The sequence below is a fragment of the Cryobacterium sp. M23 genome, from assembly GCF_002929655.1.
GTDB lineage: Bacteria > Actinomycetota > Actinomycetes > Actinomycetales > Microbacteriaceae > Cryobacterium > Cryobacterium sandaracinum.
Genome location: NZ_PJJV01000033.1, coordinates 1 through 10,763, shown reverse-complemented (window position 1 = coordinate 10,763; position 10,763 = coordinate 1). Strand labels below are relative to the sequence as shown.

Sequence of the window (10,763 nt, the reverse complement as noted above, 5' to 3'; positions counted from 1 at the left end):
TCAAGCGCTCGTGAGCGAGATCGGCCGGCGGCCGCGAGGTAGGTGGAGAACCGGCCAATGCTGAGCCATTCCTCTATCCAGTGCCCCTCGCTCGATGTCGTTGCCACGGGGCGCCCTCCAAGCTAAGACTGTAATGTAAGCCCTTGATGACCGCTGTCTCATGTTACTTGGGCCACGAATTGGGAACTCCGGTACTTCGCCTTGGCGGACCCGGAGTTTTTCATTTGTCCTGCACTTTGCCAGTCGCACCAGCCCTTCAGCGACGCCCTGCGCAGCGTTTGGCCGTGGCGCCTGTCGCGCGCCAGGAAACGAGGTGCCGCGAACTCGTCCCACCGATTCAGGTAGTCAGCTCGAAGTGCACCAGGATGGCGATCCCTGCCGGATGAGGTTCACCGTGGCGTGGTGTCCAGCATGGCGCTATTCCCGCGACGCGCACCCGCGATACCCGTGCGCACAGTGACGCATTTCGCATGGAGACGGTGCCCAAGTTGAGGTGGACCGCCGAGAAGCCCTCGGCGCGACCCGGCTACTAAGCTTCGCAATGCGCCTTCGCAGGAGGACGACCTGGTTCAGAGCGCTCCATTCGATCTCTTCGCCGAACTTGGCGATTCGGGCCCTACCCGGCCCGGCAGCAGCGGACCCTCTTAAGGGTTTCGATGGGTGGTCTTAGGGGGCTGGCGCACAATTCCTCGGCATGCGCTTGCACTATTGCAAACGCTTGCAGTAGCGTAACTCGAGGGTCTAGTACCTCGTTTACCGGGTTCCGCTTCCGCGGCCCGCTCGCAATCGCCCGTTCCCAATGAAGCGCGTCGGCGTGGTCCGCTGGCGCGCGCGACAAGGAGTTTCATCGTGCGCAGATCAACCCGTCCGTTGTTTGCAGCGGTGGCCGGCCTGGCCCTAGTCCTGACCCTGAGCCTCGATGTAGGAGTGACAACGCCCCGGGCGGATGCGAGTCCGCCGGGTGCCAAGGACGTCACGGCGACGCTCTTCGAGTGGTCCTTCGCATCGGTCGCCCGGGCCTGCACGGATACCCTCGGTCCCAAGGGGTATGGATTCGTCGAGGTCTCGCCGGCCCAGGAGCACATCCAGGGCTCGCAGTGGTGGACCTCCTACCAGCCGGTCAGCTACAAGATCGCCGGGCGACTCGGCAACGAGGCCGCATTTTCGAGCATGGTCAGCACCTGCCACACCGCCGGTGTCAAGGTCGTGGCCGACGCGGTGATCAACCATATGAGCGCGGGTTCCGGCACGGGCACGGGGGGCACCGTCTACAGCAAGTACGACTACCCGGGCTACTACCAGAACCAGGACTTCCACTCCTGCCGGACCCCGATCACCAACTACAGCGACCGCTCCAACGTGCAGAACTGCGAGCTCGTCGGCCTCGCCGATCTCAACACGGCGAGCACCTACGTGCAGTCCACCATCGCGGCGTACCTCAACCACCTCAGCGCCCTCGGCGTCGACGGTTTCCGGATCGACGGCGCCAAGCACATGGCCGCGGCCGACCTCTCCGCCATCAAGGCAAAACTGACCAACTCGAGCGTCTACTGGGCGCAGGAGGTCATCGCCGGCGGGAACGAGGCGGTCCAGCCGGGCGAATACACCTCGACCGGCGATGTCGACGAATTCCGTGGGGCCTTCGACCTCAAACGCATGTTCACCAGCGACAAGATCGCCTACCTGAACACATGGGGCGAGTCCTGGGGCTACCTCGCGAGCAACAAGGCGCGGGTCTTCGTAGACAACTGGGACACCGAGCGCAACGGCTCGACCCTCAGCTACAAGGACGGCAACACTTACACGCTCGCGAACATCTTCATGCTCGCCTGGCCCTACGGCTCGCCCAACGTGTACTCGGGCTATGAATTCACCAACACGGATGCCGGCCCGCCGACTGGCGGCACGGTCAACGCCTGCTACAGCGACGGCTGGAAGTGCCAGCACGCCTGGCGGCAGATCGCGAACATGGTCGCCTTCCGCAATACCGTGACGGGCACCTCGGTGACGAACTGGTGGTCTAACGGCAACAACGCGATCGCCTTCGGTCGGGGGAGTGGGGGCTTCGTCGTGATCAACCACGAGGGTGGCGCGATCAGCCAGACGTTCAAGACCTCCCTGCCCGCAGGAAGCTACTGCGACGTCCAGCACGGCGACCCCGGCGCGGGCGGCTCCTGCTCGGGCCCAAGCTACTTCGTCGCCGCTGACGGAACCTTCACCGCTACCGTGGGCGCCGGCGACTCGATCGCCCTGCACGCCGGAGCCCGCACGTAAGTGGATAGCCAACGCCATAGCTAGGGCTTCCGCGGCCTCGATGACTGGCCAACACCGACATGCATTCCGTCTCCACGTGGCGATCGCGATGTGCGTTGAGGGTCGCCCCGACCATTTCGTCGCGGTCGTACGCGCCAAACACGCGAAAGCGCCGGTTTCAGAGGTCTCGAGTGGCATCGGCATCCAACAGCTCGTGCGGGGTGGCTGGCGTGAATGGGTAGTCGGTGTTGTTTGTCTTTTCCAGCTCATACAGATCGGCCGAGGAGGTCACAGTCAATTAGGAAACGCTGAGTCCGGCAGCCTGAACTCGCGAGAGTGCCTGGCGGAAGTTCGACAGATTTGGCGGATCCGCCAGTTCAAGCCGGGCACTCCAAGATCGGCCGCCGACAGTGAACCCTCGTGCCTCCAAGCCCTCTCACTGTGGATCAACGTCTCGCAACACCAACGATCACCGCAACGACGAGTGCCGAAGGTGCCACGTGGAAGGAAGGCGTCGCGGCGCTGGCGGCTCGTTTGCGTACTCCAGCGGGTGGGAGTAGCTCGTCGTGTGCTGCTGTCTCCCCAGCGGCCCTGTCGCTGCGCCCTCCCGGCCGCACCGTTGGCAGCATCTGGCGAGGCGTACGACCGTGCAGACGGGGGTCTCGGCGTCCGGTCAGGACGTGAGCACCGTCACGTCAAGGGCGGGCGTAGCGCGACGCGAGTTGGCGCAGGGTGGCTTCGATGCCGGCGGCGTTCTGCCGAGGAAAGCCGAGCAGCTCGAAGACCTTGCCCTGCATGGCTGGGACGGTGCTGTAATCGAACGTCTCAGTGACGCGCGTAGACGTGAGCGTGAGCGGCGTGAGTTCCCAGCGCCACCGGTGGCCCGCTGGGTGACGCCATTCCACAAGCCGACCGTCCTCGAAGCGCGTCACCGTGCTGGTGATGCGATACGGGATGCCGAACTGCTTCATCGCTACCGAGAATTGTGCGCCCTGGCTGAGCCGCTGCGGCCCCGACACCGTGTCGCGGACGGTGCCCGAGCCGTCCAGCTCACCGTGACGGTGCGGATCAGCCACCAACGCGAAGACGTCGTCGGCCGAAGCCGGCACCTCGACAGTGCGCGCGACTCGGCGCGGCCCTTGCTCAACCTGTTCAACCGTCATGCTCGCCAGCCTAGGTCGTTCCCAACCGCTACTCCCCCGAAACTTCGGGGCCTCGACGACGTGGCGCCGAATCTGCGTCCGTCGAGGTCCCTCGAACGCCTGCTTCGCAGGTGACTGAGCGCGCCTCCTGAGCAAGTGATTCGGACTAGAGCATGCTCGTAGAATCAGGCTTCCCGAGCATTGCGGAGCGGCCGCAGGCGGCGACCATCTATTGGAGCGATCACATAAAAAACGGCAAATACTGGGCGGTGACTGCAGCCCTCACGGTAGTGCTCGGCGTCGCCTTGTTCACTGCTGAATTCGACGCTCTGGGGAACGGGATCCTTTTCGCTGGCTACGGACTAGCAAGCGGACTTACATACAGGTTCCTGCACACCAAAGCACTCCCACCGGCCACCAAAGGCTGAAGATCGAAGAGGCGCATCGTCGGACTCCTCACCGCGGCGACACCGCAAGTTCCGCAATGAGCCTGGATTTGTGACGAGGTGTCAAACAGTGCTGAGATCGCCCAACGCGGCTTTCAGATTCCGGTCGACTCCGTGGGCGAGCATCCGCTGGTAGGTCGCATCGCCATCAGCCGCCACTGAGCGGATGATGTCGAGTTGCCTCTGCACTCGTTGACGGATGAGCTCCAGAACGTCGCTGGCAGTGCCATCCCACTTGTAGGCCCGAAGGAAGGACTCGAGGCGTGCCCGCCGCTCGCCGAACGCAATGAATCCTTCTTCCAGCACGAGCTGTCGAGCGTGGAGCGGGACCCAGGAGAATGCGACCCAGGCAAGGTCCCCGGCGTGCGTGGTCGGGCCGGCCATGTCCCAGTCCACGAAACCCACCAGTCCGTCTTCATTCCAGACCGCGTTGTAGGGCGCCGCATCGTTGTGACCGATGATCAGGCCCGGCTCCCATACTTGGCCTTCGCGCCACATCGAGCCTGCGGGCGGGACAAAGTCGGCGACTGCTGAGTGGTAGCGCCTGAGCCAGTCGCCGACGTCCAGGAGCGCCTCTTCGCTGTGCGTCCAACGCGGCCACGGGCGGACGTTACCGACGGTCGCACCCTCGAGAAAGCTAACGACAGTCCGACCCTGTGCGTCGGTCCCAAGCGGGCGCGGTGCCCCGATAAACCCTTTGTCGGCCAGATGTTGCAAGAGGGCATTCACGGCCGGGGTCCACGTGCCGGGAACGCGGCGCACGGTTCCATCGATGAGAAGCGCGCCGCCATCGAATCCGCCATCCAGCTTTTCACTCACGTCGCCAAGCTTCGCATGACGCTGCAGGCTTCCCAATCCCGCAGAGGGTGCGACGAAAGGGCCTACGAGCTGCACCAGCTCCGCACCGAAGTCGCCACCCTCCGGGACAAGGTGGAGTCCCTCACCCCCGAGGTTGAGTGAGGTAGGGCCGGTTCGGACTCACTTCCAGTGACACTTGCTGGGGCTCCTGCGGACGGTCGCTCACCCAGACCTGGTAGTGGTACTCACCGCGAACACCGTACAAGGTGCAAACCCCCGTTTCGGAGAACGCCGTCGGCGGCCACTGGCAGGTGCCCTCCACCGAGAATCTGAGGCCCGCGCCCGTCGCCATGCGCTCCAAGTCGTGGACGCTAACGGGGGTGTCCGTCACCCACCGCCGGGAGATGCTCGGGCACGGGTTCGTGCTCATACACAGAAACTGTTCGCGGCGAACCATGTCGTTCACCTGCTCCCAGTCGGCGGGGACAGCCAGCTGCGTGGCCTGCTCCACGAGGGCTTCGATGACCCGGTTTTCCAGGGCGAACACGACGAGAAGCGCGGCGACACCCAAGGCCATCAGCCCGGCCGCGACGGCACCCAGAACCTTCACACCATCCCCCAATGCACTCGGCCCCGCCGTGCCTGCAGCGTAGCGCGCAGGATACGCCGTTGTCACTGCTTCGCGGGCCCAAGCTCTCGGGCGGGAGGCACAGCCGACGCGGACGTGCACGGCTCACCCCGCAGGTAGGGGCAGGGCAGCACCGCCCGCTGACCCTCCCCCTTGCGGGCGGGGAGCCGCGGTACCGTCGATGACATGATTACCACCGCTTGACTTCGCCTTCGGCGTTGACGCCGTGCTGATGTGGGCCATCCCCCACGCAACAACATCCGGCCGACTTGTGGTTTGATCAACAACGTGCGCCATTCCGTTTCGAACCGACACCGTCCGAGCCCCGTCGCATGGTTGTCCTTCGCGGTGTGCGGCACGCTCACTGGTTGCGCGGGAGCAGTCCCGGCGTCGGACGCGGTGTCACAAGTGTCGGCGCGCAAGGCAGTCGCTGACGTCTCTCGGGGTCTCTACCGTGCGGGGACGGACGTGATCGATGACTATGCCCGCTGGGCTGACACCGACACCGAGAAATCGACCGTAGTCGAGTTGATCGGCTACGAACCATATCCCGGCGCGATCCACGGCGAACCAGTTGGAGCGCTGCAGTTTCGTGCGACGATACAGCCCACCCCGAACGAAGGGCCGCACGTCGCTTGCTTTGAGTCGCAGTTCGATTTCTGGGGCGTCGCGACCGAGGAGCCCGGCGAATGGAGCGACGACACAGCGGTCGCCCACGACATCGCTTGCCCGCCGGACGCAAAGCGCATCCCCCCTCCGGTCGACACCCGCTTGGTTAACGTTGTTCCCGACGGAGCGGAGGCTCTCGTTGTCGAGGTGCTGACAAACACGCCGTCCGCGGCATCCGCTGACAACATAGTCGCCGAGATCGTCAAGCGCATGCCGCAGCCGACCGGTGAGCGTGAGGTCGCGTTCGATCCCGAGGCGACGGTAGTCGACGGCGACATCGGCTTCGCGATGGGCGATGGGGACGACTGCCTGCTCGTGAAACGAGACGTCGACGGCGTGCAGGTGTTGCAGGTGCCCAAGATTCTGCTTCAGCCCGGAGAGCTCGGGTGCGCAGCCGGCACGGCGCTCCAGCCGGGCGACCAGCTACGGTCCCCCCACTGACCCAAAATCTGGGCGCTCGGCAATCGGCCCGATTGGCCGCGGATCCGTCGCGCAGGAGGTTCCCCATAGGGGGCGACAGCGGCCGTTCATTCCCTGGAGCGGCGTTCAGCCCGAGGGCGGCGGGACCGAGGCGCCGCCGCGCAGCGTCACCCGGAGGTTCAGCTCGTCGCCGGCCTGGAGCTGGCGGCTGGTGAGCGGGTTGAGGAAGCCGAGGTCGTCGTCCGTGATGCCGAAGCGGGTGGCGATGTCGTTGAGCGTGTCGCCGGCGACCGCTCGGTAGGAGAGCGGGGCACCATCGGTTGTAGCGGTGGCACCGCCGGCGCCGAACCGGACGCCGGTATCGACGGCGAGCAGCCCGGGGCGGGTGTCCGGCACGTCCCAGGTGATCGTGCCGACCGCCCGGGGAGTAAGCACGCAGCCGTCAGGATCGGTCGTGGTCGGATCGGTCTCCGTGATGACGGCGGTCAAGTAGTAGCTGGGGTCGCCCCGGGACAAGTCCCTGGGGCCCATGCTCAGCCCAGGCTGATCGGCGTCCGTGGAGAGGTTGCCGAACGAGAAGCTGTGCATGTCGGCCAGGCAGATCGTGGTCTCCGACCAGGGGCTGAAGGATAGTTGCAAGCCTCCGGGGACGTCCGAGTGGAAGTCCTTCAGTGCGACGTCGAATCCGCCCCCACCCGCCGTGACGACGACGGTTCCGGAGATGGTGTTGTCTCCCGAGGCCGACGTGAGCTCGGCCGTGCCGATGACACCGTCGGGGATGACAACGTCGGCCGCACGGTCGGGCGGGGCCGGCGCATCCGTGTGGACGGCCGTGTCGACCGCTGGAGTCTCAGTTGGCGAGCAAGCCACCAGTCCGAACACCAGAGCGATGCTCCCCAGAACGGATGTCGCCAGTCGTGGCACCAGGTCCTCTCCCCGCCGAGCCCAGTATGGCAGTCGGCCGCATCGCCGGTCCAGCCGCGGGCCCGACGGACAAGGTGGCTCGTCCGAAGTCGCTACCGCACGCACCGATCGCTCTGTCTGAATCGGCACTGCGAAAGCTCAGACCAACCGTTCAAAGTTTCCCGAGGTTTTGACGCTCAGGTCTCGACGGGCTCCGGTTCAGGGCTGGGGGTCTGGGCTGGCGTCTGTGAGCGACCAGGCCGTGACGGAGACTTCGCCGCCAGCGACGATGTCGAGGGTGCTGGGCCAGGAACCGCGAACCAGGCCTGGGTAGAGCGCTGCGTAGAGCGTGTATGTCGTGGGGACATCCGCTGTGGCCATGGCGCCCCAGCCGAGTCGGGCGATGGCGTAGCCGTCGGCCGGAACCACGATGGGCACGGGGCCCTCGTCGGTGGTCATGAACGTTCCGCCGGGCACGAGGGTGACGTCGAGGGCCGACCCGCTCTCGTCCGCGAAGGCGAGGTCGGGGTAGCCGCTGAGGGTGCACGGGGAGTCGGTGAAGTTCATCGCCTGGATCGACAAGGTGCGGTGCCCCATGGCCGCGTCCGAGTCTCCGAGTAGCAGCGCCGCCTGGTCGGGCGTGCACCAGTCGGCGGCGGGCTCGGCCGCCGCCGGTGCGATGGTGGGCGGCGGCGTGACCGGGACATCCGGGTCGGGTACGGAGCCGAGGGTGTGCCCATTGGCGCGGGCGTTCTCCGCCGCCGCATCGAGCCGCGCGGCCCGGCTCCCCGTAACGGCCGCCAAACCGGAAAGGATCACGGCGACGACGACGATGCTGCCAAGAACTGCGAGCGGGCGCGTGCGCAACGGGCCGGTTGCGGCCGACGCCGGGACGGCATCCGCGCCCGGCTGAGCCGGGTGGGCCGGTTGGGCGCGCACCCGGGCGCGGCGCATGGCGAACAGGGCCGGCAACCACCCCCAGGCGATCCCCCAGTACCCGCTGAGGAGAACGGACTCACCGGCCGGGTCGAGCACGAATGCGGCGCGGGACGGCGGGAATGCCGCAACGATCGCGCTGATCACCCACGGGAGGGTGGCGAGGAAGCCGGTCAGAACGGCCACAAACCAGAGGGCGAAGAACCGGGCTGTGCGCGATCCGTCGGTCCGGTCGACGATGAGGCGCGCCAGGAACAGGTAAACCACGAAGACGACGGCGGCCGAGGCAAGGGGGGCGAGAGCGATCCACGGCCAGGACCAGAACCAGACGCTGCGCGTGATCGTTTCTGGCAGGAGGTGCTTCACGAAGGCGTTGGGGACCAGAGCGAACCAAGTCAGGAAGCCGAATCCGCCGGCGCACACGACCCACCACGCGGCGGCGACGGCGGCCGGAATCCAGGGAAATGGGCTGTGGCCGGGCCTTGTCATCCCCAGAGACTACTTCACCGCCGGGCAGGCATCGCACGCAGTTACGGGCACATTGGGAATACCGGGTCCGACGAGCCAAGTGGTTCGGTCAACAAGGCAGCTTGCCGCGTTCGGGATCCTTCGCTGGAGGCGGGTCCCTATGCTGAGGCCATGCAGGTTGAACTGTCACGATTCCGCGTCAAGCCCAACTGTTCCGGCATTGTCGAGGAATGGATCGCCTTCCTCAACGACGACATGCGCGACGTACTCGTGACTCTGGAAGGAGAGCGGATGTACGTTGAATCCATCTTCACCGAGTGCATCGAGGGTGTCGACTACATGTACTGGTACACCGTCCAGGGCAAAGACGGCGACGCCGTCGAAAACTCCGAGCACTGGCTCGACAAAAAGCACATCGAATACTGGCAAGCCTGCATCGACAAGTTATACCCCGCCGTTGACCTGCCGAGCCGCGTCACAATGATCCCCGATCGCGTCCGACAACTCATGAGATAACCAACAGCCCGCGGATGTTTCTGCATCCGAGCAATATCTTGAAGTAACCGAACGATCGGAACCGTCATGGACACTGAAGCCGCATTCGCAGTCGTGCTCGCGTCGGTCGTTGCCGTCGTCTACGTCGCGGCAATTGCCTACGCAATGATGCAGATTGCCCGAACCAACGACCTGTCAGGCCTGGAGAGAGTCGTCTGGATAGCCGGCGTAGTGTTCGCCCCTCTGCTCGGTGCGCTCGTCTGGTTTTTCGCTGGGCCACACCCATTCGGCTTTCGACTGACACGCCAGGTTCGATAGACCTCGACAGTCATCCGCGCGGGCAGTGAGGGTTCCCTTGCGGTCCCTGGTCTTGATCAGCAACCGCTCCCCCGTTTCGCGCAAGACGCGTGCCGGGAAACGTCCGTCTTACGGTTGCGCTGCAGGGCTGTCAACACCGCACCCGAACCATGCAGGTCTACCTGTGCCCTGTTCCCACTTCCGGCGTTGTCGGGCCTGGGCGACTTGACTATGACTTACAGACCCGCAGTGACCGCCTTGATGGGGACATGAAGCCCGCCCACCAGATACGCTGCTGGCAACAGCAATCAGCAGCGGCCGGCGGGAATGGTGGCCGGAGGTTCTGTCAACGGGGGACAGCGTGAAGAAGATTCTTGGTGCGATTTTGATTGGCATTGTCGTCCTTGCTGTCGCCGCTTCCATCATTGTCAGGACCTTCGAAGACAGGATCACCGAGGAACTCGTTGCGCAGGTGTCACGACTGGCGATTCCTGCGGACTGGAAGGTGCTGGACGACATTGTCCGACGCGAGCAATTCCTGTGTGTGAGTACCAACCCATGTCCAAGCATTTCCCGGAGGTGGGAAGCGCAAGCGGACTCGGTGGTGACCGCCAAAGACCTGGAGCAGATCGCTGCTGCGGCGGACGTGACCCTGACCGTGGATCGGCCGTGTCAACGGCCAGCGAACAACTTCGGGCGCGCCATCCTGTGCACCGGGCTTGGCGTTGCGGACGGCTATGACTATCAGTTGTCGCTAAGCAGTGCTGCCCCTGGGGAGCCCCTGCAGGTATCGCTGTATGTGAGCCCAGTCACAATCCCATAGCCGTGGGGCCACTCTGGTCTGAGATCGCTGCTGCTCGATCTCGTGCGGAATCTCCCCACTTTCGTAATGTTTCCCGCATCCCACAAGTGGGGGTTACTCGCGCGGGCAGTGACCTGTAGCCTGAGACGGATTTGGCGCAAAAATCAGGCCAGATCAGCCTATTCGTCTTTCTTAGACGACCGGCTTCAGCCACAATCTGGGGGTATTTCTGTGAGCCGAAGAACAACGCTCTTTCTTTCAGTGGCGGCGGCCATAACGACGCTGATCGCATCTATCGTCATCGTGCCGGCCGCCTTGGCTGTCGACCCGTTGTCAAATCCTTGCGGGGACGTCGAAACCGTTTTTGCTCGGGGATCCGGTCAGGCAGTAGGTGATCCTGAATCTGAGCGTTTCTTTGCCCAGTTGGAATTTGTCAAGGTGAATGAGGCCAGCGTGAGTTTAGGCGGCTAGTTGTGGCTGGCTTTCTTGCTCTTTGGCGGGCTGGT

General features: G+C 64.7%; 12 protein-coding genes. 7 read left to right on the top strand and 5 right to left on the bottom strand.

Annotation, left to right across the window (positions count from 1 at the left end; genetic code table 11):
- Positions 1-849 precede the first annotated feature (849 nt).
- Complete coding sequence (locus tag CXY82_RS00695) at positions 850-2,274, top strand: alpha-amylase family protein (RefSeq protein WP_233199096.1); 1,425 nt, start codon at positions 850-852, stop codon at positions 2,272-2,274.
- 674 nt (positions 2,275-2,948) lie between these two features.
- Here the strand turns inward: CXY82_RS00695 and CXY82_RS00690 are convergent.
- Positions 2,949-3,416, bottom strand: coding sequence for an SRPBCC family protein (locus tag CXY82_RS00690; protein ID WP_198411917.1), 468 nt, complete (start codon positions 3,414-3,416; stop codon positions 2,949-2,951).
- A 152-nt stretch (positions 3,417-3,568) separates the two neighbouring features.
- On the opposite strand from CXY82_RS00690, the gene CXY82_RS00685 reads away from it, so the two are divergent.
- Positions 3,569-3,823: a hypothetical protein gene (locus CXY82_RS00685; RefSeq protein ID WP_104169242.1), complete on the top strand. Its 255-nt coding sequence runs from the start codon at positions 3,569-3,571 to the stop codon at positions 3,821-3,823.
- Between the two features lie 81 nt (positions 3,824-3,904).
- Here the strand turns inward: CXY82_RS00685 and CXY82_RS00680 are convergent, their stop codons facing one another.
- Together CXY82_RS00680 and CXY82_RS00675 are read right to left on the bottom strand one after the other, a co-directional pair.
- Complete coding sequence (locus CXY82_RS00680) at positions 3,905-4,660, bottom strand: phosphotransferase enzyme family protein (RefSeq protein WP_104169241.1); 756 nt, start codon at positions 4,658-4,660, stop codon at positions 3,905-3,907.
- Positions 4,661-4,781: 121 nt separating this feature from the next.
- Positions 4,782-5,249: a hypothetical protein gene (locus CXY82_RS00675; protein WP_104169240.1), complete on the bottom strand. Its 468-nt coding sequence runs from the start codon at positions 5,247-5,249 to the stop codon at positions 4,782-4,784.
- Positions 5,250-5,735: 486 nt separating this feature from the next.
- Here CXY82_RS00675 and CXY82_RS00670 point away from each other — a divergent pair, with 486 nt between their 5' ends.
- Positions 5,736-6,377, top strand: coding sequence for a hypothetical protein (locus tag CXY82_RS00670; protein ID WP_146069005.1), 642 nt, complete (start codon positions 5,736-5,738; stop codon positions 6,375-6,377).
- Between the two features lie 105 nt (positions 6,378-6,482).
- Here CXY82_RS00670 and CXY82_RS00665 read toward each other — a convergent pair whose 3' ends face one another.
- Positions 6,483-7,280 (bottom strand): LysM domain-containing protein, encoded by a 798-nt coding sequence (locus CXY82_RS00665; RefSeq protein WP_104169238.1) that lies wholly within the window; start codon positions 7,278-7,280, stop codon positions 6,483-6,485.
- Positions 7,281-7,478: 198 nt separating this feature from the next.
- Complete coding sequence (locus CXY82_RS00660) at positions 7,479-8,684, bottom strand: DUF4232 domain-containing protein (protein ID WP_104169237.1); 1,206 nt, start codon at positions 8,682-8,684, stop codon at positions 7,479-7,481.
- Positions 8,685-8,834: 150 nt separating this feature from the next.
- Between CXY82_RS00660 and CXY82_RS00655 the strand changes: the two genes are divergently transcribed.
- The 4 genes from CXY82_RS00655 to CXY82_RS16855 all read left to right on the top strand — a co-directional run bounded on the left by CXY82_RS00655 (position 8,835) and on the right by CXY82_RS16855 (position 10,728).
- Positions 8,835-9,179, top strand: a complete 345-nt coding sequence (locus CXY82_RS00655; protein ID WP_104169236.1) for a DUF6176 family protein — start codon at positions 8,835-8,837, stop codon at positions 9,177-9,179.
- 66 nt (positions 9,180-9,245) lie between these two features.
- Complete coding sequence (locus CXY82_RS00650) at positions 9,246-9,476, top strand: PLDc N-terminal domain-containing protein (protein ID WP_104169235.1); 231 nt, start codon at positions 9,246-9,248, stop codon at positions 9,474-9,476.
- Positions 9,477-9,816: 340 nt separating this feature from the next.
- The gene (locus CXY82_RS00645) at positions 9,817-10,278 is read left to right on the top strand and encodes a hypothetical protein (protein ID WP_104169234.1); all 462 of its coding nucleotides are present in this window, start codon (positions 9,817-9,819) and stop codon (positions 10,276-10,278) included.
- Between the two features lie 210 nt (positions 10,279-10,488).
- Positions 10,489-10,728, top strand: coding sequence for a hypothetical protein (locus CXY82_RS16855; RefSeq protein WP_146069004.1), 240 nt, complete (start codon positions 10,489-10,491; stop codon positions 10,726-10,728).
- The last annotated feature ends 35 nt before the right edge of the window (positions 10,729-10,763 follow it).